Origin of the sequence: Agrobacterium sp. 10MFCol1.1, assembly GCF_000381165.1 — a bacterium.
Taxonomy (GTDB): domain Bacteria; phylum Pseudomonadota; class Alphaproteobacteria; order Rhizobiales; family Rhizobiaceae; genus Agrobacterium; species Agrobacterium tumefaciens.
In genome coordinates this window covers 135,381-159,346 of record NZ_KB906072.1, presented here as the reverse complement: position 1 = coordinate 159,346, position 23,966 = coordinate 135,381, and the positions used below count along the sequence as shown (strand labels likewise).

Sequence of the window (23,966 nt, the reverse complement as noted above, 5' to 3'; positions counted from 1 at the left end):
GGGCAAAAATGCGCTTTTCCGATTTTTTTTGAAAGGCACACACCAGCCTCGCGCCAGCCGCGCAATGCATCATGCCTTCAAACTTGGTTTCATGAAGCGGTTCAGATGACAGCACTCCTATTGAAAAACTGCCGCCGGGCGGCCTCGCTGGCGGTTATTGCGCTGCTGCCTTTCCTGAGCGGCTGCCTTTTCGTGACGGATACGAGCCGGATGAACCCGGACGTCTTCGTTCAGGAAACGGCGCCGGTGTTCAATTTCAATTCCGTAAGCTCCAATCGCCAGCCGGAACTGCCACCACAGCCGGGTCAGCTTTCCACGCGCCCGCCGGATCTGTTCCGAACCCGCTTCCATCAGGAATACGGTCCGCCGGTGCGCGGGCAGGGCCTGAGCGCGCCGCAGGTGCAGGGATTGAATGTGCCGCAGGCGCAAGGTCAGGCGATGGCCTATGGCCTTCCGGTCTCCAATCCGCTGCACCGGGTCATGTATGGCCCGATCCGCGATGACGACCGGTCCCTGCCGGCCATTCCCTATGGTCGCATCGATCCGCGTTATCTCCGGCAGGAGGTGAGTTACCAGACGGCGGAAGCGCCGGGTACAATCGTCGTGGATACGAAGCAGCATTTTCTCTATCTGGTGCAGCCGGGCGGCAAGGCTATCCGGTATGGCGTTGGCCTCGGGCGCGACGGTTACGCCTGGTCGGGTCGCGGCAAGATCCAGTGGAAGGCGAAATGGCCGCGCTGGACGCCGCCCGACGAAATGGTCAGGCGCCAGCCGGAACTCACCTCCATTTCCGCCGCCAATGGCGGCATGACGCCGGGTCTCAACAACCCGCTCGGCGCGCGTGCCCTTTACATTTTCAAGGACGGCAAGGACACGCTTTACCGCGTGCACGGAACGCCCGACTGGCAGTCCGTCGGCAAGGCAACTTCGTCCGGCTGCGTGCGCATGCTCAATCAGGATGTGATCGACCTCTACGAGCGCGTACCGAAGGGCGCACAGATTGTGGTTATCTGACCACTTTCTAAAAGAAAGCGCTGCATCGTGGGGTTCCCCCAGCTCCTTCTGGCTGGCTTTTAGCGGTCGGTTAACTATTTTCGCAATACGCCTGTGTACGTGGAACAAACGATGTACAACGGCGATATAGCCGTTCGAAATGTGGGACAATCCGGCCTTATGACAAGCACCGACACAGATCTTTCCAGACGCACTTTCCTTTCCCTTCTGGGTATTTCCTCCGCTTCGTTGCTGGCGGGCTGCGCTTCTTCCGGCACGGGTGAAGCCATTCGCCAGCAGGCGAGCAGCATCGGCAGCGATTTCCGCCAGATGTTCTCGTCGGGCGTTAGCGATGCGGAACTGGCCGTCATGTACGGTTCGGTCGAGGATGGCGGTTACGTCATTCCCGCGGTTCCCTACCAGAAGATCGACCGGCGTTATTATCGTCAGCGCGTAGTCGATCCGACCGGCGAACGCCCCGGCACCGTCGTCGTGGATACGCGCTCGCGTTTCCTCTATGTCGTGGAGCAGGGCGGCAGCGCCATGCGTTACGGCGTCGGCATCGGCCGCGATGGTTTCGCCTGGTCCGGCGAAGGCGTCATCCAGTGGCGCCAGAAATGGCCGAAATGGACCCCGCCGGACGAAATGGTCGCCCGCCAGCCGGAACTGGTCAAATATTCTTCCAAGAACGGCGGCATGCCACCGGGCCTGAAAAACCCGCTCGGTGCCCGCGCGCTCTATATCTTCCAGAACGGCAAGGACACGCTTTACCGCCTCCATGGATCGCCGGAATGGAACTCCATCGGCAAGGCCGTCTCTTCCGGCTGCGTACGCCTGATGAACCAGGACGTCATCGACCTCTACGACCGCGTGCCGCAGAAGGCGCGTGTGGTTGTTTGGCAGTAAGCCAAGCCTGTTCGAATAAAAAGGCGGCCTTGTGCCGCCTTTGTTTTTTCGGGATCACGGCCGGGCGATATTTTCCTTCAGCGCATTAACCTGGTCCCGCAGTTGCACCAGTTCCTCCAGCCCGCAGCCCGTGGCGTCGCCGATTGCCGCCATGATCTTCACGCCCTCCTTTTTGAGATCGGCGCCCTTGGGCGTTACGGCCACCAGCACCTGCCGCTCGTCAACAGTTCCGCGTTTGCGGGTGATCAGCCCGGCATGTTCCAGCCTTTTCAGCAACGGCGAAAGCGTGCCCGAATCGAGGCCCAGCATTTCACCGAGTGCCTTCACGGTGGAGGTTTCCTTTTCCCACAGAGCCATCATGACCAGATATTGCGGATAGGTCAGGCCGATCGGGTCCAGCAGCGGCTTATAGGCGCGGGTGAAAGCGTGCGCCGCGCCGTAAAGGGCAAAGCATATCTGCTGGTCCAGCCTCAACAGGCTTTCCAAATTGGTGTCGTCGCTCTCTGCGCCCATTGTTCTGCTCCAAAAATCAACCGGGAAGGGAACAATCAGCCCTGCCTTTCGGTTCCTGCCACATGGATGCGCGGCGAAATTTCGTGAAATTATCGCAAAAAACAATTTTTTATTCAATGTGCAAAATTATATTGCGCACAATTGAATTGCGCATTATAAGAAACCCAACACCAACCCAACGGGAGTAAATGCCATGCCTATTCTCTACACGACCAAAGCATCCGCCACCGGTGGCCGCGCCGGCAACGCCAAGTCGGAAGACGGCGTGCTCGACGTAACGCTGACCGTTCCGAAGGAACTCGGCGGCGATGGCGCCCGCGGCACCAATCCGGAGCAGCTTTTCGCAGCCGGTTATTCCGCCTGCTTCCTCGGCGCCTTGAAGGCTGTCGCCGGCAAGCAGAAGGTAAAGATTCCTGAAGACACGACTGTGACGGCAACCGTTGGCATCGGGCCGCGCGAAGACGGCACCGGCTTCGGCATCGAAGTGTCGCTGAAGGTCAACATTCCCGGTCTTGAGCGCGAAAAGGCAGAAGAACTGGTAGCCGCCGCTCACATCGTGTGCCCTTACAGCCACGCCATGCGCACCTCCACGGAAGTGCCGGTCTCTGTGGCCTGATCCAGCAAGTTCCAGCAGCAAGGCCGGGTTAATCCCCGGCCTTCTTGTTTATGGAAAGAAAAGTGCTATATTCTTTCTAAGGGAAGGATATATACCATGAATATTCACGCCAAGACCGCCATGGATCCTGCTTCGCAGGGCAGGGTCGTCACCAAGGCCGTTATGACCGCTGCCGAGCGGCTGGGCCTTAATGCCGCCCGCACCGCGGATATTCTCGGTGTTTCCGCCCCGACAGTGTCACGCATGAAGCGGCTCGATTTCCTGCTGGAGCCGGGCGCCAAGTCTTTCGAGCTTGCGGTGCTGCTGATCCGGGTTTTCCGTTCGCTGGATGCAATCGCCGGCGGCGATGAGGCGGTAGCCAAAAACTGGCTGCGCAATCACAATACGGCGCTTAACGCCGTGCCTGCCGAGAGGCTCACCACCATTACCGGATTGATCGATGTCCTCTCCTATCTGGACGCCCGACGCGCTCCTGTCTGAAAAGCGCGCCGCATCGGGAAAATACTGGCGGCTGGTGGAAGCGCAGCATCAGGTTTCCACCATGAAGCTGGTTGATACGGTGGAGGAGCAATCGCTGCTGGAAGATATTCTGGAGGCGAGCAAGCGGCCCTTTCCGCCGGAATGCGCCGGGCTCGATTATCTTCTTGCCACGCCCTTCCGGTATGGTGCGGCCTATCCACATGGCTCGCGTTTCCGCCGAGCTGGCTTTACCGAAGGCGTTTATTACGCCGCAGCCAAGGTGGAAACCGCGCTTGCAGAAATGGCCTTCTACCGGCTGCTGTTTTATGCGGAATCTCCCGGCACACCGCTGCCTGCCAATCCCGCCGACTATTCCGCCTTTGCCGCCCGTATCGCCACCGATGCGGCGCTGGACCTGACGCAACCGGAATTGAACCGGGACGAGGCGCTGTGGACCGACCTGCAGAATTACGAGCCATGCCAGGCGCTGGCCGAGCAGGCGCGTCTGGCAAAGATCGAGGCGATCCTCTACCGCTCGGTGCGCGATCCCGCAGGCGGCCTCAATATCGCGGTGCTGTCGCCGAAAGCCTTTGCCGAAAAAATGCCGGTGGAACGGATGAGCTGGCGCATCCGCCTGTCGAAGACCGGGGTGCAGGCACTGTGCGAATTTCCGATGCGCAGAACAGGGTTTGCGGTCGCGGATTTTTCCGGTGATCCACGCCTCGCCAGCCTGCTGGGCTGACGGGCGTTTCGCTTGTTTTTACTCTCAGCCCGTTTGACGGGCCTCATGCCGACGTGAAAAACGCTTCGGGATCGTCGACTTCCACCAGCCTGCGCTTGTCGATCAGCCAGAAACGCGTTCCGACCCCCCGCACGAAACTCCTGTCATGCGAGACGAAGACGCAACTGGCCGAACGGTTGATGATTTCCGCCTCAAGCGCTTCCTGCCCATCTATATCAAGATGGTTGGTGGGCTCGTCCAGCAGGTAGAAATTCGGTTCCGCCAACCGCAGCGCCAGCATGGCGAGCCGCGCCTTCTGGCCGCCGGAAAGCGTTGCGACGCGACGTTTCTGCATTTCCATGTCGATACCGGCACCCGCAAGCAGGCCGTGTATGCGCTGGTCGCCAATGTCGAATCGGCGGGTCATGAGCGCAAATGGCGTGCTGTCGTCGTCGATTTCGGCAAGCGACTGATCGACATATCCGGCCACCAGCGAAGGCGTGGCCTTTATGCCGTCCTGTATTTGGCCTTCATCCATCACCGCCGCTTTCAGAAGCGAGATCAGCCGCGTCTTGCCGACGCCGTTGCGGCCGAGAATGACGATGCGGTCGCCCTGGTGGACAAATTGCCGGCCGGTGCGAAACAGCAGTGTCCCGTCCGGCGTCGAGACCGGCACATCCTCCAGAGTGACCAGAACCTTGGCATGGGTACCGCGATTGGCGAGCTGGATCTTGCCGGCGGAGCGCTCGCTATGTGCTGGGCGCGCATTCTCCTCCAGTTTCTCGGCACGCTGGCGCAATTGCTTGGTCTTGACGGTCAGAAGATCGCTGCCCGAATTGATGCCGATATTGTTGAGCTTGGCGGCCTGCCGGCGCAATTGCTGCGCGGTTTTCATGTCGCGCTGGAAACGCCGCTCATCGGCGGCATCCTCCTCTTCGAGTGCCGTGCGCGCATGGCCGTAAGGCAGCCGGAACAGTGCCGAATTTTCCGGCCGCAGGAACAGCGTGGTCTTCGTGACATTGTCGAGAAAGGCGCGGTCATGGCTGACGATGACGACCGCCGTGTCGCGCGGCAATTGACCGAGCCAGCTTTCCAGCACGTTGATTTTTTCGAGGTCGAGATGGTTGGTCGGCTCATCGAGCAGGAGAACGTCAGGCTCGGTGATCCACGCCCGCGCCAGCATGGCAAGTCGCTGCCAGCCACCGCTCAGCTCTTTCAAATGGCGATGACGATAGGGTTCCGGCACCAGCATGGCATCAAAAATAATGTCTGCGCGCCAGCTCTCATTGTCGATCTCATCTGCCGGCAGGGCGGAAAGCACGGCGTCCCGCATCGTCTTTTCCAGAAGCGGGGAGGGCAGGTGCTGGTGGACGATGGACTGCGTCAGCCCGCGCAGCCGGGTGATATCACCGCTGGTAGCGTCCAGTTCACCGGCAAGGCAATTCAGCAGGGTTGATTTGCCGTGGCCATTCGCAGCGACGATGCCGATGCGGTCTCCGGCATTCACGGTGAGGCCAAGATTGGAAAAAAGCGGCTTTCCCAGAATGATTCCGAGGTTTCGAAGCGTGATAAGGGTCATGAAATTGTCTCTGGCAAAACGGATCTGTGACGAACCGTGGTCTGCGACAATGCAGTACGGGATATCGGTTCGAGGTGATCCGTCGTGAAAACATGCGCAACGGCAGACAAGCTGCATTCTGCGCGGCCTTTCGGGCAAACCAGAGTTTTGGTGTTCCGGTCAGCCCTGCAAACGCGTCTGCAGGGCAAAAAGGTGGCAGATCTGGCGGTTGCGCCAGAAGCAGGAAATATCCATGCGAAGCCTCCTTTCTTGATACGTGTTCAACCATCCAACAATTAACAGCGGCAGGGGTTCGAGGCAATGGCTTTTGAAGAGGAGGGTGGTGCCGGAGAATATGGCGACCCGCATTCTCCAGCCCTCAAGCGCGGCGCCCTTACTGTTTTGCCACGCGCTCGCGCAGTTTTTCCACATGTTCGGCGATTTCAGGTGTCACCGCGTCGCCGAAATCCTCCATATCGAACATCGGGCGGATTTCGATTTCGCTGCGCTCCAGCATCGGGTTGGGGCAACGCTTCACCCACTCCACAGCCTCATCCATGTCCTTCACCTTCCAGAGCCAGAAGCCGGCAACCAGCTCGTTGGTGTGCGGGAAGGGGCCGTCGATCACGCTGCGGCTGTCACCATCGAAAACAACTCTTTTGCCTTTGGAGGAAGGGTGGAGGCCATCACCGGAAAGCATGATGCCGGCATTGACCAGTTCCTCGTTGAACTTGCCCATGGCTTCCATCAGTTCGGTGGTCGGCATTATGCCATCCTCACTGCTGCGGGTGGCCTTTACGAAAACGATAACACGCATGGTTTCCTCCCTTGTTGCGTCTTCCTCGTTAGTTTCGCCGTCCGGCACGACGGGTAGATGACATTTTCACGGGTAAAAGTGGCAATACGCCGCTTTCCCGTCAGCCGAGATCAATGAGGTCGCGGCGCAGCCGGTCGGGGTCGCCGCTGCCGATGCGGGCCTCGATTTCGGCGTGGGTCTGTTGCCAGATGGGGAAGGCGGCGGTGAGTACGGCCATGCCTTCCACCGTCAGCCGCAGCCGCTTGCCGCGCTTGTCCTTTGGGTCTTGCTCGATACTGACCAGCCCACGCCGCTCCAGTGGCTTCAGCGCTGCCGTCAGCGTCGTGCGGTCCATCGCCAGAAGATTGGCGACCGGCCCCATCGGCGGCGGCTCCGGCCGGTTGAGCGACATCAGCAGGGAAAATTGGCCGTTGTTGATGCCCACGGGCTTCAATGCGTTATCGAACAGCCGCGCCAGCGCCCGCGCCGCACGTTGCGCATGCAGGCAAAGACAGGAGTCCCGCACTAAAAGAGTTGCCGAAAAAGGAATCACACTGGTGTTTGACATGGACTATATATGTTGATATCAACGTAATTAGTCAAGCGGAACCTGTCGCCTTGCTGATGGTTTTCCTGGCTTTCAATGCAGCCACAGGCGGCGCCCACCATGGAAGCGGAGCGGTGCCGTGGTGAAAGACGGATCCAAGGAGGAAAGATCATGTCTCATCCCGTCGTTTCGAATGAGGAGTGGCTTGCGGCCCGCCGCGATCTGCTGGTGAAGGAAAAGGAATTGACCCGCGCGCGCGACAGGCTGAACGAGGCGCGCCGCGCATTGCCCTGGGAAGAGGTGACGAAAGATTATATTTTCGACGCGCCTTCCGGCCCGAAATCGCTGAAGGAACTCTTCGGCAATTGCAGCCAGCTCATCGTATACCACTTCATGCTGGCGCCCGACTGGGAGGAGGGCTGCACCGGCTGTTCCTTTTTCGCCGACCATGTCGATGGTGCGATGGTTCACCTGAAGCACGGCGATGCGGGTTTCGTTGCGGTCTCGCGCGCACCGCTCGAAAAGATCGAGGCCTATAAAAAACGCATGGGCTGGAAATTCCCTTGGGTCTCGGCCAACGGCAGCGACTTCAACTATGATTATCAGGCCTCCTTCCGTGATGAGGATATCGAGAGCGGGGCGATCACCTACAATTACCGCGAGATCGAGCCGATGGGCGACCTGAAGGACCTGCACGGCGTCAGCATTTTCGCCAAGGGCGAGGACGGCAGGATTTACCATAGCTATTCCGCCTATGCCCGCGGCATGGAAGAGACGCTCGGTACATTGATGCTGCTCGATCTGGTGCCAAAAGGCCGTAATGAAGAGGGTGTAATGGATTGGGTGCGCCGGCACGACCAGTACGAGGACGAGCCCAAGGCCGCGTCTTGCTGCCACTGAAATAGGACGAGGAGGAGGAGACGACAATGGAAAATGCCAAGCCGCAGAAGGAACACGCGTTCCTGGGCAGGATCGTCGGCGACTGGGTCATGACCGCCAGTTCCGGGCATGAGGGATACGATCCCGATGATCCCGCCCAGCGGTTCACCGAAACCGTCAGCTCCATCGGGGGGCTGTGGATCATCGGGCACGGCACCGGCAAGATGCCTGACGGGACGGAGATGACGGCTGTCATCACCGTGGGTTTCGACCCTGCCAAGGGCCATTTCGTCGGCACCTGGGTGGGGTCGATGATGACCAATCTCTGGGTCTACAAGGGCTGGCTGGAAGACGACGGCAAGACCCTGACACTCGAAGCGGAAGGACCGGCCTTTGACGGTTCCGGCCGCATCGATACCTATCACGACGTGCTGGTGCTGCATGACGACAATAACCGCAGCTTTTCCGGCAGCGTCCGGCAGCCGGATGGCAGTTTCAAGACCTTCATGACATCGGAGTTCCAGCGCAAGGCATGACGCCCCGCCGGAATTTGCCCGATCACGCCGAATAATGCGCTGCCGCGTCCTGCGGCGGCCGATCGCCAGAAAAATGACGCCATAACCCCGGAGAGATTCAATGTCCGATACACACGGAAAATTCATATGGGTTGAACTGATGACGCCTGAGATGGAGCAGGGTGCCCGCTTCTATGGTCATGTCGCCGGCTGGCAGACCAAGGATTTCGGTTCGCCGGAAATGCCCTATCTGGTGCTGGAAGCCGATGGCAAAGGCATGGGCGGCATCATGGAACTGACCGAAGAACACAAGGGCCAGGGCATTCCTCCCAACTGGACCGGTTATGTCGGCGTTGACGATGTGGACGCCACGGCAAAACTTTTCGCGGAAAAGGGCGGTTCGGTCAGGCGTCCGCCGCAGGATATCCCGGAGATCGGCCGTTTCGCCGTGGTGGCTGATCCTTCCGGTGCGGTTCTGTGCATCATGACGCCGCTGCCGATGGAAACCGGCGGTTTTCCGCAGGAGACGCAGAACCTGCCGGGTCACGTTGGCTGGTACGAACTTGCCACCAACAATGTCGACGACGCCATAGCCTTTTACGGTGAGGTCTTCGGCTGGACCAAGGACCATGATTTTGACATGGGCGCAGAAATGGGCCCGTATCGCATCTTCGCCCATAACGGCAAGGTCGTCGGCGGCATGATGAAATGTATGGCGGGTGCGCCCACCTGTTATTGGGGTTATTATTTCAACGTCGACGGCATCGATGACGCCATCACCCGGGTCAGTACCGGTGGCGGCAAGGTCGTCAACGGCCCGATGGAGGTTCCCGGCGAGAGCTGGATCGTCAATTGCCAGGACCCGCAGGGCGCTTTCTTCTCGCTGCTGTCGCAGAAGAAGTAACCCTTCTGGGCTGATATACCGATCTGCCGGAGGCTGCTCCGGCAGATTACCGGTTTCTCGGTAGCCGAACGTGATCGATAAAGGCGCGGAGCTTCGGCGCAAGATGACGTCGATTGGGATAATAGAGATAAAATCCCGCAAAAGTCGGAGAATGGTCCTCCAGCATGGAAACAAGCTGGCCGCTCTCCAGGTAGGGACGGAAAGTCTCTTCCATGCCGAATGTGATGCCGGCGCCGGCACAGGCCAGCTTTATCATCAACTGCATGTCGTTGGTGGTGAAGTCCGGCTGGACGGCGACCGCGAATTCCCGGCCATTTTCGGCAAATTCCCACCGATATGGCGCAACGTCCGGACGAGGGCGCCAGCCGATACATCTGTGATGGATCAGTTCGCGCGGCTGCGTCGGTAAGGTGACACGATCTCGATATTGCGGGGAACAGACGGCGAGCTGCCGCTGCGGCCCGGAAACCGGAACGGCAATCATATCCTGCGCGATCAGCTCCCCCAGACGCACGCCGGCATCGTAGTGTTCGGCGACGATATCGAATTCCTCATCCGTCACGACAATATCGAGTTGCACTTCCGGATGGATTTCAGCAAAGCGCGCCAGTAATGGCCCGGACAAGAAGCGCTCCGCTATCGAGGAAACAGCAAGCCGCAATTGCCCCCGAGGCGTTCCACTCAGGGAAGAGGCGGCCTGTGTCGCTTGCATGAGGTTGGAGATGGATGGCGAAACATCGGCGTAAAGCTGTTGCCCCGCTTCCGTCAGGCTGACGCTGCGCGTTGTGCGCTGAACGAGCGCTATCCCCATCGTTTCTTCAAGCCTGCGGATGGTCTGGCTGACGGCTGACCGTGTTACGCCGAGCCTGTCCGCAGTAGCCCGAAAATTGCGTTCCTCGGCAACCATGCAGAAGGTGGAAAGCGCGTTGAGATCAACATTCATTGGTTAGTAAATCTATCCATGGAGGTTATCATTGAGGTAATTATCACGACAATGGCAAAGCTTTATCTTTCCTGCAACGGCCTCCTCTCGAAAAAGCGGGCCGTGAAGCCAAGGAGAAAGCCATGACATTGAACAAAGTTATTCTCATAACAGGTGCGTCGAGCGGGATAGGTGAGGGTATCGCCAGAGAACTTGCCGCTGCAGGCGCGAAACTGGTTCTGGGTGCGCGCCGCATGGACCGTTTGCAGGCTTTGGCCGACGAACTGCGTCAAACGGGCGCTGAGGTTGTCGTCCATCCCCTTAATGTCACGGAAAGGCAGAGTGTCGAGGATTTTGCCGAGGCGGGACGCAAGGCGTTCGGACGGATCGACGTCATCGTCAACAATGCCGGCATCATGCCACTATCGTTGATGTCGTCCCTCAAGGTCGATGAATGGGACCGCATGATCGACGTCAACATCAAGGGCGTGCTTTATGGCGTCGCCGCCGTTCTGCCTGAGATGACCGCCCGCGCATCCGGCCACATCGTCAACATCGCCTCCATCGGTGCGCTCGCCGTTTCGCCCACGGCTGCCGTTTACTGCGCGACGAAATTTGCGGTGCGGGCGATTTCCGACGGGCTGCGACAGGAAAACCGCGACCTGCGGGTTACCTGCATTCACCCCGGCGTGGTGGAAAGCGAACTTGCCCACACCATCACCGATCCGGCCGCTGCGGAGCTGATGCAAAGCTACCGGGCCATAGCATTGAAGCCGGACGCCATTGGCCGCGCAGTCCGCTATGCCATCGAACAACCCGACGACGTGGACGTCAATGAAATCGTCGTCCGCCCGACCGCCGCATAGGCAGGATCGGGACAATGAAGATTGTTTCGACATCGCTTGCCCTTGTACTCGCAACGGCCGCCGCCGATACCGGCCACCATCAGGAGGATCGTGCCGTGAAAGGGAATATGGACAAGATGGCCCAGACCGAAAGCCACCCCTATATCGGCATGTGGGTCACCGGCGACGGCCATATCCGTCAGGAGCTTTTGCCTGATGGCCGCTACGATGAGGCGCGCGGCCAACGCAAAAGCGCCTATCAGGGGCGTTACGAGGTGAGGGGCAACCATATCGACTATTGGGATGATACCGGCTTTACCGCCGATGGCGAGTTCATCGACGATGTGCTTTACCACGGCGGCATGATTTTCTATCGTGAGCCGTGAACCGTCACGCTAACAGGAAAAAATCCGCCCGGCTGATCGAGGCCGGGCGGCTTATCTGTTTTAACGCTTCAGGCTTCCCAGTATGCCGCGCACGATGGCGCGGCCCACGGATGTGGCAACCGAGCGGGCGGCACTTTTCATTGCCGCCTCGATCACGGTTTCGCGCTGATAACCGCTCGTCTTGCGGGTGCCGGTGGTGGAGGCCTTTGTGGGTTCCTCGTCGCCGAAACCGGGCAGGCGCCAGCGTCCCGAGGCACTGTCGGACTGGCTGGAGGCATTTTCCTCTTCCGCGCGCTTGGCGGCTTCGGCTTCCGCAGCCTTCTGGGCGCGTGCGTTGAGGATTTCAAAGGCCGATTCCCGGTCCACATCCCTGTCGTATTGACCGGCAAGCGGGCCGGTATCCATCAGCAATTTGCGCTCGGCATCGGTGAGCGGCCCGACGCGGCCCGAGGGCGGCCGCACAAGGGTGCGCTCGACGATGGAGGGCGCGCCCTTGTCATGCAGGGTCGAAATCAGAGCCTCGCCCGTACCGAGCGTGGTGATGATGTCGGCTGTGTTGAAGGCGGGGTTCTGGCGGAACGTATCGGCTGCGGTGCGCACAGCTTTCTGCTCGCGCGGCGTATAGGCGCGAAGCGCATGCTGAACGCGGTTACCCAGCTGGGCAAGAACGGTTTCCGGCACGTCCAGCGGGTTCTGCGTCACGAAGTAGACGCCCACACCCTTGGAGCGGATAAGCCGCACCACCTGCTCCACGCGCTCGACGAGCACCCTTGGCGCATCGTTAAACAGCAGATGCGCCTCATCGAAAAAGAACACCAGACGCGGCTTTTCCGGGTCGCCCACTTCCGGCAGTTCCTCGAAGAGCTCCGAGAGCATCCACAACAGGAAGGTGGCGTAAAGGCGCGGGTTCATCATCAGCTTGTCGGCGGCGAGAACCGAAACCGTGCCACGCCCGTCCGTGCCGACGCGCATGATGTCGGCAATATTCAGCGCCGGCTCGCCGAAGAAGTTTGCGGCACCCTGCTGTTCGAGGACCAGCAGCCCGCGTTGCAGCGAACCGACAGAGGTCTTGGAAATCAGGCCGAACTGGCTGGACAGCGCACTAGCATTCTCGCCCATGTAGTTCAGCAGCGATTGCAGGTCTTTGAGATCGAGCAGCGGCAACCCGCCCTGATCGGCGATCTTGAAGGCGATGTTGAGCACGCCTTCCTGGGCTTCCGAAGCATCCATCAGCCGCGCCAGCAGCAGCGGGCCCATTTCGGCAATGGTGGCGCGCACGCGATGGCCTTTTTCACCGTAGAGATCCCAGAAGATCACCGGCGATTTGCCATAGGAAAAATCCGTGAAACCGATCTGTTCGGCACGTTTCTGCACCCAGTCCTTGGTTTCGCCCTGGGCGGCGATGCCGGAAAGGTCGCCCTTGATATCGGCGCAGAAAACGGGAACGCCGGCTTGCGAGAAACCTTCGGCAAGAACCTGCAGGGTCACGGTCTTGCCCGTGCCCGTTGCGCCGGTGATCAGGCCGTGGCGGTTGCCGAATTTCAGCTCCAGATATTCACCCTTGTTCAGGCTGTCGTCCGGATTGCGGCTGGTCCCGATATAGATCTGTCCGTCCTGCAACATCGACCATTTTCTCCTGCGACTGATGCATGCCCCTTAAATCGCGATCGATTTGAAGATGGTCATGTCCGAATTGAACTTTTACGGCACCCTCTGGCCGCTACTGCCAAAGCGGCCTTTTCATAGTATGGTTGTGATGATCTTATAAGGACAGTTTCAAGGCGCAACAACTGCTTGATGGCGATGAAGAAAAACCGCTTCATGAAAGTTGTCGCACCCGCCCGCCGCCCGCTTGAATGCGGCATGAGATTGTTTTACGTTGACGTTAACGTCAGTTATTCGGTGTTGGCGTCGTTTTTCAACAGGAGGCAAGAATGAACGAAGTCGTTGACCAGATCGCCGCAAAGGCGGGCATAGACCCTGCGCTGGCCGAAAAGGCTGTTGGCATGATTCTGGGTTTTCTCCAGCGCGAGGCGGCAGATGGTCCGATCGCCCGCATGATCGAAGCCATTCCGGGTGCCAGCGATCTCGTGGCACAGTATAATGGCGAGGGCGCTGGTGGCGGCGGTCTGCTGGGCGGATTGATGAGCGCGATCGGCGGCGGCGGCATCATGGGTCTCGGCCAGCAACTGATGAGCCAGGGCATCGGCATGAGCGAAATCACCACGCTCGCCAAGGAAACCATCGCCGTTGCTCGCCAGCACGCGGGCGATGAGACTGTCGATCAGGTGATCGCTTCGGTTCCGGGCCTCAGCCAGTTCGCGTAAGGCGACATTTTATTCGATAGCGGGGCGCGGCGGCTGTTCATTGAACCGGCGCCGCGCCTCTTCTATTTCCGCATGGTGGGTTTCCGCCCATATCCACACGCCGCAAAAGGCGCTGCCAAGGGTCTCTCCGAGAGACGTGAGGCCATAATCCACATGCGGTGGAATGACGGGGTGCACGGTGCGGCGCACCAGTCCGTCGCTTTCCATCTGCCTCAGCGTTTTCGTCAGCATCTTCTGGCTTATGGTGCCGACCAGCCTGCCGATCTGCGTAAAGCGAAGCGTGCCATGCTCTTCCAGCACCTCAAGGATCAGCATCGTCCATTTGTCCGCCACTTTCGCGATGATATCCTCAACCAGCGCCTCGATGACCGGATCGGTTTCCGTGGGCGGCGGAGACTTCCGCCTGTTCTCGATCATGGGATCGGCGGCATACCGTTTCATCTTACACTCTCCTTTGGGTAAGTATAATTCTTTTGGGTGCCTACTTACGAATGGAGAGTATAGCCGCTAATTTCCCGTCATCCAACAGGCAAAGGATTTTTCGATGAAAACGACAGGCAACACCATTCTCATCACCGGTGGCGGCTCCGGCATCGGCCGGGCGCTGGCGGAAGCGTTTCACCGGCTGGGCAACAAGGTCGTCATTTCCGGCCGCCGCCAGAATGTGCTGGATGAGGTAACGGCCGCCAATCCCGGCATGGCCGCGATGGTCATGGACGCGACCGACGCCGAAGGCATCCGCTCTTTCGCCGACAATCTCATCAAGACACATCCGACGCTCAACGCCGTCATCAACAATGCCGGCATCATGCGGCCGGAGGAAATCGCCTCGGCCCCGGACTATCTGGATACGGCGGAGGAAACCATCGCCACCAACCTTCTGGCGCCCATTCGCCTGACGGCGGCGTTGCTGCCGCATTTCCTCAAGCAGCCTGAAGCGACAGTGCTGACGGTATCCTCCGGCTTGGCCTTCGTGCCCATGGTGGTCACCCCAACCTACAGCGCCACCAAATCGGCCATCCATGCCTACTCGGTCGCACTTCGCGAACAACTGAAAGAAACCTCGGTTGAGGTCATCGAAATCGTGCCGCCCTATGTGCAGACGACGCTGATGGGGGAAGGCCAGGCAAGCGACGAAAGAGCCATGCCGCTCGAGGCCTTCATTTCGGAAGTGATGGACATTCTCGGCGGTCGCCCGGATGAGAAAGAAGTGGTTGTGGAACGCTGCAAGCCGCTGCGTTTCGCCGCGCAGAACGGCAATTTTGATCAGGTGTTTTCGATGGTCAACGGCATGCATCCGTAAGGCCCGGCCCTGTCTCGGAGGCATCGCCTGTGATAGCGTGGCGCTCTTTAAAGGGAGCGCCAGCTTTTCATGGGCAGCCGTCAATTCCTGATGCCGAAAACCGCCATGCCCGGTATTGCTGCCGTGGTTGCGGATAGCGACCGCTCTTTTCCACGTCACATGCACGACCAGTTCGGCATCGGCCTTGTGGAGCGCGGCGCGCAGAAATCGCTGAGCGGGCGCGGCATGGTGGAGGCTGAAGCCGGCCATGTCATCACCGTCAATCCGGGTGAGGTTCATGACGGCATTCCGCTGGGAGAGGGCGGGCGCGCCTGGCGGATGATCTATCTCGACATCGATATCGTGCAGGCCGCCATTGCCGATATCATCGAAAAGGATCACGGCTTTTTCGAATTCGCCTATCCCGTCGATACAAGGCCTCTGGCGGACCGGTTCCGCGCGCTTTTTTCAGCCGTGACGGCAACTGATCGCCCGGGTGACACCCTTCGCTGCGACGAGACCCTCCTTATGCTGCTCGTGGGTGCAATGGAAACAGTGGCAACACCACGCGAGACGGCAGCGCCCGATAGCATAAGACGCGCGAAAAGCAGGATCGATGACGATCCTGCCCGGCCATTGCGCCTAACCGATCTGGCGCAGGAGGCCGGCATGAGCCAGTTCCGCTTCCTGCGATCCTTCAGCAAGACCACGGGGCTGACGCCACACAGCTACCTTTTGCAGCGACGCCTGCATCTGGCACGGGGTGCGCTGGCCAAGGGTGCTCCACCCGCCGATGTGGCTTTTTTCGCCGGTTTCTCCGACCAGAGCCATTTGAACAGGTTTTTCGTACGGCAGTTCGGGGTGACGCCCGCGGCGTATAGGGCGGCGGTTTCGTAGCGCAGGTTGGGGTACTAGGGCTACAGACGCGAGCCTCCAAGCCTCAACGCTGCAATTTCATCCAAGACCCCCGCGTCGGACACAGTCAAGCTCCTGTCCTCCATTCAACAGGACTTGCAGAATCCATGACGCCCGAATTCCTCATCACATCCCTGATCATCGCCGCTTCTCCCGGAACAGGCGCGGTTTACACGCTGGCCGCCGGCCTGTCCCAAGGGTCGAAGGCGAGCGTCGTCGCGGCTTTCGGCTGCACGCTCGGCATCGTGCCGCATCTGCTGGCCGCCATCACCGGACTTGCGGCCATTCTGCACGCGAGCGCCCTTGCCTTCGGCGTGATCAAATATCTGGGTGTCGCCTACCTGCTCTACATGGCATGGAACACGCTTCGGGAAGATGGGGCGCTGAAGATCGACGACAAGCAGGAGCACCGCAAGGCAGGGAGGGTCATCGGTGAGGCTATCCTCATCAATCTCCTGAACCCGAAACTGTCGATCTTCTTTTTTGCTTTCCTGCCGCAATTCATCGCGCCGGAGGAGGTTTCTCCGACGTGGCGCATGGTCGATCTCGGGCTGATCTTCATGGCCATGACGTTTCTGGTCTTTGCGCTTTACGGCTGTTCTGCCGCCTCGGTCAGGCGGCAGGTTGTGGCGCGCCCGGCCGTACTCACCTGGCTGAGACGCAGTTTCGCCGCCGCGTTTGTGGCGCTCGGGGCGAAACTGGCGTTGACGCAGCGGTGAGACCGGACCGGGTTCACGCTGTCAATCGTCCCAGTCGGGTGCGAGGTGACCTGGGTTGACGATGCGGCCATCGGGTTTGGCAAGCGCGTGGATCGCCTGCATTTCCTCTTCCGAGAGCGCAAAATCGAAAATGTCGAAATTCTCCTTGAGGCGGCTTTCGGTTGCGGTCTTGGAAAGCGCCACGACATCCGGCTGCTGCACCGCCCAGCGCAGCGCCACCTGTGCGGCCGTCTTGCCGTGCCTTGCACCAATATCCTTCAGAACCGAATCGTCGGGCACCTTGCCATCCGCCATCAGATAATAGGCAGTGACCGAAAGCCCGTGTTTGCGCGCGGCCGCAATCACCTTCGTCTGGTCCAGATAGGGATGGTATTCGATCTGGTTGGTGGCAAGCGGTGTGTCGGAGAGTTTGACCGCCTCTTCCGTCAGCGCCACGTTGAAGTTGGAAATGCCGATATTGCGCACCTTTCCGGCCTTGCGCACGTCGTTCAGCGCGCCGATCCTTTCCGCCAGCGGCACATCGCTTTTCGGCCAGTGCAGCAGCAGGAGATCGACATAATCCGCCTTCAGCTTTTGCAGGCTTTCATCGACGGAGGCGAGAAAATCAGCGTGGCGGTAGCGGTCCACCCAGACCTTGGTGGTCAGGAAAATATCGTGCCGGGAAATGCCGGACTTTGCGATCACTTCGCCAACCGCACCTTCATTCTTGTAGATCTGCGCCGTATCGACATGGCGGAAACCGAGTTTCAGCGCCTCCGGTAAAATGCGCCTGATATCCTCTTCCGGAATGCGGAAGGTGCCGAAACCGAGGGCGGGAATGTTCGCGCCATTCGCGTTGACGTCATACATGCATGTCTCTCCTGTTTATTGCAAACATGGCCGGCAAGGACTGCCGGATGGGGAAGCGGTCTTTTATTAACTGGTGTCCGCGCCATTGGTTTCAAGCGTCTCGCCATTGCGAGGCGCTGTGCGCGAGGCTACCAGTCGATGGTGAAACGTCGTAGATGGCATGATCGGAATGTGGAGGAACCACGCGTGTCGCGCTCACAACGGCTTCTTGATCTGTTGCAGATCCTGCGCGCCCACCGCATGCCGGTCAGCGGTACGGCGCTGGCCGCGCAAACCGGCGTCAGCCTGCGCACGCTTTACCGCGATATAGCAACGCTTCAGGCGCAGGGTGCTGACATCGAGGGCGAGGCGGGTGTGGGTTATGTGCTGCGTCCCGGTTTTTTGCTGCCGCCGCTGATGTTTTCGCAGCAGGAGATCGAGGCGCTTGTGCTCGGGTCGCGATGGGTCGCGGGCCGTGCCGATGAGGGCTTGGCGCAGGCAGCCCGCGCCGCACTCGTCAAGATCGCCGCCGTTTTGCCCGATGCCCTGCGTGAGGAGCTCGATAATTCCACCCTGCTTGTCGGCCCCGGGCAGGCCATGGCCACCATCCACGTCGATCTCGCCGCCATTCGCGATATTATTCGCAAGGAGAGCAAGGTCGTGATGACCTATCGCGACGAGAAGGGAGAATTGACGGAGCGGGTGATCTGGCCCTTCGCGCTCGCCTTTTTCGATCTGGTGCGGGTGGTGCTGGCATGGTGCGAGACGCGGCAGGATTTCCGCAGTTTCCGGGCCGACCGCATCGAGAGCTTCAACCCTCTGGACAAGCGTTATCCCCGCCGCCGCCAGTCCCTGCTGAAGGAGTGGCGCGAGCGGGAAAAACAGCGACGGCAACAAAATCATGCTGACAAAAACTGACAGCACGCGGGTCTAGAACCTGTTCATCCGCAACTCAAGGAGAACAGCCATGACCCACCCCGATTTCACCATTCTCTACGTCGACAACCCGCCGGCCAGCACGGAATTTTATAAAGCCCTGCTCGGCGCAGAGCCGGTCGAAGCCTCTCCGACATTCTCCCTGTTCGTGCTTCAAAACGGCATGAAGCTCGGCCTCTGGTCGAGGCATACGGTGGAGCCGAAGGCATCGTTAACGGGCGGTGGCGGGGAGCTTGCCTTCCGCGTCGAAAGTGATGCGCAGGTGGATGAAGCCTTCGCCGACTGGAAGACAAAGGGCATCGCCATTTTGCAGCAGCCCGGCACGATGGACTTCGGCTACACATTCACTGCGGCCGACCCCGACGGCCATCGTCTGAGGGTCTACGCCTTCGCGGGTTAGAGATAATGCGTTGAGGCCGATTGGCTAAATGGTGCCGTAGCCATGTCGTACTCTAAGCTCTCCTCATCCCCGTGCTTGTCACAGAGATCCAGCGCCGCGCGTCTGCGCGGCGAGAGAGCCTTTTCAGCCCAAGGACTTGGGCCGGCTGGATTCCTGTGACAGGCACAGGAATGAGGGGAGGCGAAAACTACGCTACTTCTTCACCGCCACCACGAACAGGCGCGGAAAACGCAACAGCAGCCGGCCGTCTGCCATGGGCGGATAGGCGGCTGCGATGCGCCTGGTATAGTCGTTGAGGAAGGCCTCGCGGTGTTCCTCGGCGGCGGCGGCAAGATAGGGGCGCAGACCCGTACCCTTCACCCATTCCACAATGCTTTCCGCATCCTTCATGGGGTGGTTGTAGATGGTGTGCCACACATCCACCCGCGCGGATTTCGGTGTCAGCGCATCGAAATAGGCTGATGGCGCGGGCAGGGGTTTGCGGCGTAATCTGCCATCCGCAAACTTGTCCTTCCAGGGGCCGTCTGCTCCCGTTTCCTCCATGGCGCGATGTGTCGGCTCCTGCAGATTGTCAGGCATCTGCACGGCAAGCACGCCGCCGCTTTCCAGCTGGTCCATCAGCTGCGAAAGAACGGCAAGATGATCCGGCACCCATTGGAACACCGCATTGGCATAAAGCAGGTCCGCCTTCTGGCTGGGCCGCCAGTTGCCGAGATCGGCCTTGCCGAAACGGGTGTTGGGCAGCCGGTCCGCCGCCTTTTCCAGCATGTCGTCGTCGCTGTCGATGCCGGTGATGACGTTGACGCCGTAACGATCGGTCAAAAGCTCGGTGGAATTGCCCGGGCCGCAGCCCAGATCGTAACCGTTCAGCACGCGCTCCAGCGGCACCTGCGCCAGAAGATCCCTTGCCGGGCGTGTCCGCTCGTCTTCAAATTTCAGATATTGCTGGGCGGACCATGCCATGATTTTCTCCTGCTGACGTGTCGCATTCGGATCGGCGAACAAGAATTGTAAAGGGCGTTGCAAGCGCCGTCAGACTGCCAGCATCGCATGGGCGAAATCCCCCCGCCATCATCCAATGCATGAATTATTGTGATGGATCTATTCATCAACCTTTTGTTTCGCCTCACAAAACGTCTTTGTCGGGGCATGCATTTGTTATTTTCCATCAAAATAAGACATGGCGGCAATTAAAACTTGACCTCACCCGGTCAGAGGCATTCACTCCCGCCGATTTCAGAGCATTGCCAGCAAAAGTGCGAAGCGGTTTTGCGTGCGGCAATGTGGCAGGACGAAAAAGATGGAGCTCTTTCGCTTTTTGCAGAAAGGCGGAGATGCTCAAGACAGGAGACAGTCATGACCGTCGATACCGCACCCCGATCAACCACCTGGACCTATGTTGATGGTCAATGGCTGCCCGGCAATCCGCCGCTCATCGGCCCGACCTCGCATGCCATGTGGCTGGCCTCCACGGTGTTTGACGGCGCGCGCTGGTTCGATGGCGTGGCTCCCGATCTCGATCTGCATTGCCAGCGCGTCAACCGCTCGGCCACCAACATGGGCATGAAGCCGACCATGACGGCGGAAGAGATCGAGGCATTGGCGCTGGAAGGCGTCAATAAATTCGACGGCAAGACTGAAATCTACATCAAGCCGATGTATTGGGCAGAACACGGTTCGCCGGGCAGCGTCGTCGCGCCCGATGCCAATTCCACCCGTTTTGCGCTGTGCCTTTTCGAAGCGCCGATGAATGCCGGCGCATCGCTGACGCTCACCGTCTCGCCGCTGCGCCGTCCTTCACCGGAAACCGCGATGACGGATGCCAAGGCCGGTAGCCTTTACCCCAATAGCGGCCGCGCCATTCTGGAAGCCCGTGCACGCGGTTTCGACAACGCCCTGATGTGCGACATGAACGGCAATGTCGCTGAATCGGCATCGTCCAACGTCTTCATGGTCAAGGACGGCGTCGTCTTCACCCCGGTTCCGAACCGCACCTTCCTTGCCGGCATCACCCGTTCGCGGGTGATGGGCCTTCTGCGCCAGGCCGGTTTCGAAGTGCGCGAAGCGACCCTGTCGGTCGAGGATTTCCGCGGGGCGGATGAAATCTTCTGCTCGGGCAATTATTCCAAGGTTTCCCCTGTTGTGAAACTGGATGACCGCGCATTGCAGGCAGGTCCGGTCGCCCGCAAGGCGCTCGATCTTTACATGGATTGGGCACGTCTCGGCGCAGACGTCTAGAGCGCCGTGCGTCCTGCCGGACGCTCTGACTCTCTTTAATCTGCGCATCGTTACGGACGAAAATCGAATGTGATTTTCTGTCTGGTGGGCAAAGCTGACAGGTATTTCGATCAGGGCCATGGCAGGCGTTCGGCTTGCCGTGGCCTTTTGTTTTTGCAGTGCAGTATTTTCCCGCGAAAACTGAGGGGAATTTAATCCAATTTTAGACAAACCACACGTAGTTTGCAGCATCTTCCCTTCCGGCTAACGAGGGCCGCCAGATGTCTTTCAGCATTCGTAATGTACTTGTAGGATTTTTTCTTACCATCAGCCTCGCGCTGGCCGGTTTGGTCGGAAACGAGTTGTGGCGGTCGGCCAATCGCGCCGGCACCTTTTCAGAGGTTGCGCAACTCGTCTCGCTCGACAAGCTTCTTTTCAACGCTCTTTTGAATTTCCGCAGTGAACGCGGCGACAGCGCCACGGCACTGACGCTCGATCCGTCGAAATCGACGGGCAGCGTCGCCAGCGTGCAGGCCGCACGCCAGAAGGTGGATGCTGCCATGACGGCATTCCTCACGCAGTCTTCGTCGCTTGAAGACACGCAGCTTCAGGCACCGCTGAAGCGCGTTAAAGATGTCTACGCGCAGTTCGTCGAATTGCGAAAGAAGGTTGACGCCAACGTTTCGCTGCCGCTTGACCGGCGCGAAGGCGGGCTCGACAAGACGGTCATGGCGCTCGGCGGCGATTTCCTCGCCTCGCTCGAGGCGGGCTCGACAGCGCTTGAAGGCACTGTTCGCTCTCTCGATCAGGGTCAGACCGGTTTGATCCAGTTGCGCTCTTACGGCTGGTCTGCCCGTGCCCTTGGCGGCAGCGCCACCGTCATTCTCAACGCTGCCGTTGCCCAGAACCGTCCACTGACGGCGCAGGAGATGCAGCAGCTCGGCGCATTAGATGCCGGTGCGGCTTTCGCCTGGAAAGCGACCGGCGATCTGGTTACGCATGAATCGACGCCGCAATCGCTCAAGGATATCTACGCCACGGCGGACAAGACTTACTTCAAGGGCGATTTCAGCACGCAGCGCGCCAAGCTCATCGACGATCTCATGAATGGTCGCACGCCTGCCTTCACCATGGACAGCTGGCGCACCACCGTCACCGAAAACCTCGGCACGATTGCGAAAATCGCTTCTGCCGCCATGGATGTTCTGGACGCAAATGCCGCACAGGCCAAACAGGACGCCTTCATCGATGCGATGATCTATCTCGTCGTCTTCATCGCGACGCTGGCGCTCTGTATCCTCTCGCTTGCCGTCATCGTCGGCCGCGTCACCCGGCCGATCAGCCGCCTGACCAACGCGATGATGGAGCTTTCGGGCGGCAATCTTTCGATCGATGTCGCCGGCGCAAAACGCGGCGACGAGATCGGCGAGATGGCCCGCGCCGTGGAAATCTTCCGCGAGGCGGCAATCCGCAACAGGCAGCTGGAATCCGAAGCCCTGGCCAACCGCGAGCGGGCCGAGCGGGACCGTATCGAGTTGCAGCAGCGCGCCGAGGCCGAGGCCGAAGAACGGCTCAATCAGGCCACGGGTTCGCTGGCGGGCGGTCTTCGCCGTCTCGCTTCCGGCGACATGGTCTGCGAGATCGCCACGCCGTTCGCACCGCAATTCGAGGCGCTGCGGCACGATTTCAACAGCTCCGTCGTTCAACTGCGCGAAGCGCTGACAAGTGTCGGCCAGTCCGTGCAGACGGTAAATGGCGGCGCTCACGAGGTTTCGTCGGCATCGGACGATCTTTCCCGCCGCACGGAGCAGCAGGCTGCCTCTCTGGAAGAGACCGCTGCCGCGCTGGAAGAGATCACCGCCAATGTTTCGGCCACCTCCAAGCGGGCAGGCGATGCGCGTGACACGGTGCGTGAGGCAAGGGCAAAGGCCGATCTTTCCGGCAAGGTGGTGCGCGATGCCGTTTCCGCCATGGAACGCATCGAGCATTCCTCGCGCCAGATCGGCCAGATCATCGGTGTTATTGACGAAATCGCCTTCCAGACCAACCTTCTGGCGCTGAATGCGGGCGTCGAGGCGGCGCGGGCGGGCGATGCGGGCAAGGGTTTTGCAGTCGTTGCACAGGAAGTGCGCGAACTGGCCCAGCGTTCCGCCAAGGCCGCCAAGGAAATCAAGCAGCTCATCAACACGTCAGCCGTTGCGGTGGGTGAGGGCGTGAAGCTTGTCGCCGATACTGGCGTCGGGCTTTCCGAGATCGAGCAGCTCGTACTGTCCGTCAACACCCATATGGACGCCATCGCCACCGCGGCGCAGGAACAGTCCGCCGGTCTCTCCGAGGTCAACACCGCCGTCAATCACATGGATCAGGCCACGCAGCAGAACGCCGCGATGGTCGAGGAAATGAATGCGGCCGGTGCGGGTCTCGCGCAGGAATGTGCCAATCTCCAGGCTTTGTTGGCGCAATTCCAGCTCGGTCAGCAGACTTCCGCATTGCGCGAGACGGCAAAGCACATGCGAGAGGCAAGCCCCGCACGTGCACCCGTCTCCCAGCCGTCCAGATCCCGCCCGGTCACTGCTTCGCGTGGCAATGCCGCGCTGGCCGTGAAGGGTGATGACTGGACCGAGTTCTGAGGACGAGATTGCCTTTGGCTTCGGGGTCCAGCGCGATCAAGTCTCTGATCGCGTACGACTCTTCTCACGGCGCAGACGCGCCGTGGCTGGATGCCGGATCCAGTCCGGCATGACGAAAGAAAAAAGTCTCAAGCATCAACAGATCGAAGCCC

The 23,966-nt window shown here is 59.8% G+C and carries 28 protein-coding genes; 18 read left to right on the top strand and 10 right to left on the bottom strand.

Features of this window, described 5'->3' with window-relative positions; all coding sequences use genetic code 11:
- Positions 1-105: 105 nt before the first annotated feature.
- Both F617_RS0100900 and F617_RS0100895 read left to right on the top strand, forming a co-directional pair.
- Positions 106-1,014 (top strand): L,D-transpeptidase, encoded by a 909-nt coding sequence (locus F617_RS0100900; protein WP_019564146.1) that lies wholly within the window; start codon positions 106-108, stop codon positions 1,012-1,014.
- Positions 1,015-1,173: 159 nt separating this feature from the next.
- Complete coding sequence (locus tag F617_RS0100895; protein ID WP_013635657.1) at positions 1,174-1,899, top strand: L,D-transpeptidase; 726 nt, start codon at positions 1,174-1,176, stop codon at positions 1,897-1,899.
- A 54-nt stretch (positions 1,900-1,953) separates the two neighbouring features.
- Here F617_RS0100895 and F617_RS0100890 read toward each other — a convergent pair whose 3' ends face one another.
- Positions 1,954-2,412 carry a MarR family winged helix-turn-helix transcriptional regulator gene (locus F617_RS0100890; RefSeq protein WP_003511901.1) on the bottom strand — a complete coding sequence of 153 codons (459 nt, stop codon included), beginning with the start codon at positions 2,410-2,412 and terminating at the stop codon, positions 1,954-1,956.
- A gap of 193 nt (positions 2,413-2,605) precedes the next feature.
- Between F617_RS0100890 and F617_RS0100885 the strand changes: the two genes are divergently transcribed.
- The 3 genes from F617_RS0100885 (at position 2,606) to F617_RS0100875 (ending at position 4,229) form a co-directional block, all read left to right on the top strand.
- Positions 2,606-3,028, top strand: coding sequence for an organic hydroperoxide resistance protein (locus F617_RS0100885; RefSeq protein ID WP_003511906.1), 423 nt, complete (start codon positions 2,606-2,608; stop codon positions 3,026-3,028).
- Positions 3,029-3,124: 96 nt separating this feature from the next.
- Positions 3,125-3,508: an MbcA/ParS/Xre antitoxin family protein gene (locus F617_RS0100880; protein ID WP_003511907.1), complete on the top strand. Its 384-nt coding sequence runs from the start codon at positions 3,125-3,127 to the stop codon at positions 3,506-3,508.
- Positions 3,468-4,229 (top strand): RES family NAD+ phosphorylase, encoded by a 762-nt coding sequence (locus F617_RS0100875; protein ID WP_026330607.1) that lies wholly within the window; start codon positions 3,468-3,470, stop codon positions 4,227-4,229. The genes F617_RS0100880 and F617_RS0100875 overlap by 41 nt, the downstream gene beginning before the upstream one ends.
- 43 nt (positions 4,230-4,272) lie before the next feature.
- On the opposite strand, the gene F617_RS0100870 is transcribed toward F617_RS0100875, so the two are convergent.
- The 4 genes from F617_RS0100870 to F617_RS0100855 all read right to left on the bottom strand — a co-directional run bounded on the left by F617_RS0100870 (position 4,273) and on the right by F617_RS0100855 (position 7,130).
- On the bottom strand, positions 4,273-5,787 hold the full coding sequence (locus tag F617_RS0100870) for an ABC-F family ATP-binding cassette domain-containing protein (RefSeq protein WP_019564144.1): 1,515 nt from the start codon (positions 5,785-5,787) through the stop codon (positions 4,273-4,275).
- Positions 5,788-5,946: 159 nt separating this feature from the next.
- Positions 5,947-6,135 (bottom strand): hypothetical protein, encoded by a 189-nt coding sequence (locus F617_RS26805; RefSeq protein WP_019564143.1) that lies wholly within the window; start codon positions 6,133-6,135, stop codon positions 5,947-5,949.
- 25 nt (positions 6,136-6,160) lie between these two features.
- Positions 6,161-6,583, bottom strand: coding sequence for a YciI family protein (locus F617_RS0100860; RefSeq protein WP_026330606.1), 423 nt, complete (start codon positions 6,581-6,583; stop codon positions 6,161-6,163).
- Between the two features lie 100 nt (positions 6,584-6,683).
- Positions 6,684-7,130, bottom strand: coding sequence for a MarR family winged helix-turn-helix transcriptional regulator (locus F617_RS0100855; RefSeq protein ID WP_019564141.1), 447 nt, complete (start codon positions 7,128-7,130; stop codon positions 6,684-6,686).
- 150 nt (positions 7,131-7,280) lie between these two features.
- Between F617_RS0100855 and F617_RS0100850 the strand changes: the two genes are divergently transcribed.
- The 3 genes from F617_RS0100850 to F617_RS0100840 all read left to right on the top strand — a co-directional run bounded on the left by F617_RS0100850 (position 7,281) and on the right by F617_RS0100840 (position 9,407).
- Positions 7,281-8,009, top strand: a complete 729-nt coding sequence (locus F617_RS0100850; protein ID WP_003511917.1) for a thioredoxin family protein — start codon at positions 7,281-7,283, stop codon at positions 8,007-8,009.
- Positions 8,010-8,035: 26 nt separating this feature from the next.
- Positions 8,036-8,524 (top strand): DUF1579 domain-containing protein, encoded by a 489-nt coding sequence (locus F617_RS0100845; RefSeq protein WP_019564140.1) that lies wholly within the window; start codon positions 8,036-8,038, stop codon positions 8,522-8,524.
- A gap of 100 nt (positions 8,525-8,624) precedes the next feature.
- The gene (locus F617_RS0100840; protein WP_003511920.1) at positions 8,625-9,407 is read left to right on the top strand and encodes a VOC family protein; all 783 of its coding nucleotides are present in this window, start codon (positions 8,625-8,627) and stop codon (positions 9,405-9,407) included.
- Positions 9,408-9,453: 46 nt separating this feature from the next.
- On the opposite strand, the gene F617_RS0100835 is transcribed toward F617_RS0100840, so the two are convergent.
- Positions 9,454-10,350, bottom strand: a complete 897-nt coding sequence (locus F617_RS0100835; RefSeq protein WP_019564139.1) for a LysR family transcriptional regulator — start codon at positions 10,348-10,350, stop codon at positions 9,454-9,456.
- 122 nt (positions 10,351-10,472) lie between these two features.
- Between F617_RS0100835 and F617_RS0100825 the strand changes: the two genes are divergently transcribed.
- The gene (locus F617_RS0100825) at positions 10,473-11,195 is read left to right on the top strand and encodes an SDR family oxidoreductase (protein WP_003511923.1); all 723 of its coding nucleotides are present in this window, start codon (positions 10,473-10,475) and stop codon (positions 11,193-11,195) included.
- 14 nt (positions 11,196-11,209) lie between these two features.
- Positions 11,210-11,560, top strand: coding sequence for an Atu4866 domain-containing protein (locus tag F617_RS0100820; protein ID WP_013635663.1), 351 nt, complete (start codon positions 11,210-11,212; stop codon positions 11,558-11,560).
- A 60-nt stretch (positions 11,561-11,620) separates the two neighbouring features.
- Here F617_RS0100820 and F617_RS0100815 read toward each other — a convergent pair whose 3' ends face one another.
- Positions 11,621-13,183 (bottom strand): helicase HerA-like C-terminal domain-containing protein, encoded by a 1,563-nt coding sequence (locus F617_RS0100815; RefSeq protein WP_019564138.1) that lies wholly within the window; start codon positions 13,181-13,183, stop codon positions 11,621-11,623.
- A 311-nt stretch (positions 13,184-13,494) separates the two neighbouring features.
- On the opposite strand from F617_RS0100815, the gene F617_RS0100805 reads away from it, so the two are divergent.
- Positions 13,495-13,887 carry a hypothetical protein gene (locus F617_RS0100805; RefSeq protein ID WP_003511926.1) on the top strand — a complete coding sequence of 131 codons (393 nt, stop codon included), beginning with the start codon at positions 13,495-13,497 and terminating at the stop codon, positions 13,885-13,887.
- A 9-nt stretch (positions 13,888-13,896) separates the two neighbouring features.
- Here F617_RS0100805 and F617_RS0100800 read toward each other — a convergent pair whose 3' ends face one another.
- The gene (locus F617_RS0100800; protein WP_013635666.1) at positions 13,897-14,328 is read right to left on the bottom strand and encodes a helix-turn-helix domain-containing protein; all 432 of its coding nucleotides are present in this window, start codon (positions 14,326-14,328) and stop codon (positions 13,897-13,899) included.
- A 103-nt stretch (positions 14,329-14,431) separates the two neighbouring features.
- Between F617_RS0100800 and F617_RS0100795 the strand changes: the two genes are divergently transcribed.
- The 3 genes from F617_RS0100795 (at position 14,432) to F617_RS0100785 (ending at position 16,803) form a co-directional block, all read left to right on the top strand.
- Positions 14,432-15,190, top strand: coding sequence for an SDR family oxidoreductase (locus F617_RS0100795; RefSeq protein WP_003511930.1), 759 nt, complete (start codon positions 14,432-14,434; stop codon positions 15,188-15,190).
- Positions 15,191-15,259: 69 nt separating this feature from the next.
- Positions 15,260-16,066 carry an AraC family transcriptional regulator gene (locus F617_RS0100790; RefSeq protein WP_019564136.1) on the top strand — a complete coding sequence of 269 codons (807 nt, stop codon included), beginning with the start codon at positions 15,260-15,262 and terminating at the stop codon, positions 16,064-16,066.
- A gap of 125 nt (positions 16,067-16,191) precedes the next feature.
- The gene (locus F617_RS0100785) at positions 16,192-16,803 is read left to right on the top strand and encodes a LysE family translocator (protein ID WP_019564135.1); all 612 of its coding nucleotides are present in this window, start codon (positions 16,192-16,194) and stop codon (positions 16,801-16,803) included.
- Between the two features lie 21 nt (positions 16,804-16,824).
- Here the strand turns inward: F617_RS0100785 and F617_RS0100780 are convergent, their stop codons facing one another.
- Positions 16,825-17,652 (bottom strand): aldo/keto reductase, encoded by an 828-nt coding sequence (locus F617_RS0100780; RefSeq protein WP_019564134.1) that lies wholly within the window; start codon positions 17,650-17,652, stop codon positions 16,825-16,827.
- Positions 17,653-17,838: 186 nt separating this feature from the next.
- Here F617_RS0100780 and F617_RS0100775 point away from each other — a divergent pair, with 186 nt between their 5' ends.
- Positions 17,839-18,549 carry a YafY family protein gene (locus F617_RS0100775; protein WP_019564133.1) on the top strand — a complete coding sequence of 237 codons (711 nt, stop codon included), beginning with the start codon at positions 17,839-17,841 and terminating at the stop codon, positions 18,547-18,549.
- 49 nt (positions 18,550-18,598) lie between these two features.
- Positions 18,599-18,967, top strand: a complete 369-nt coding sequence (locus F617_RS0100770) for a VOC family protein (protein WP_019564132.1) — start codon at positions 18,599-18,601, stop codon at positions 18,965-18,967.
- A gap of 192 nt (positions 18,968-19,159) precedes the next feature.
- Here F617_RS0100770 and tam read toward each other — a convergent pair whose 3' ends face one another.
- The gene (tam, locus tag F617_RS0100765; RefSeq protein ID WP_019564131.1) at positions 19,160-19,930 is read right to left on the bottom strand and encodes a trans-aconitate 2-methyltransferase; all 771 of its coding nucleotides are present in this window, start codon (positions 19,928-19,930) and stop codon (positions 19,160-19,162) included.
- 393 nt (positions 19,931-20,323) lie between these two features.
- Between tam and F617_RS0100760 the strand changes: the two genes are divergently transcribed.
- The gene (locus F617_RS0100760) at positions 20,324-21,205 is read left to right on the top strand and encodes a branched-chain amino acid aminotransferase (RefSeq protein WP_019564130.1); all 882 of its coding nucleotides are present in this window, start codon (positions 20,324-20,326) and stop codon (positions 21,203-21,205) included.
- 260 nt (positions 21,206-21,465) lie between these two features.
- Positions 21,466-23,814, top strand: coding sequence for a methyl-accepting chemotaxis protein (locus F617_RS0100755; RefSeq protein WP_019564129.1), 2,349 nt, complete (start codon positions 21,466-21,468; stop codon positions 23,812-23,814).
- Positions 23,815-23,966 lie beyond the last annotated feature (152 nt).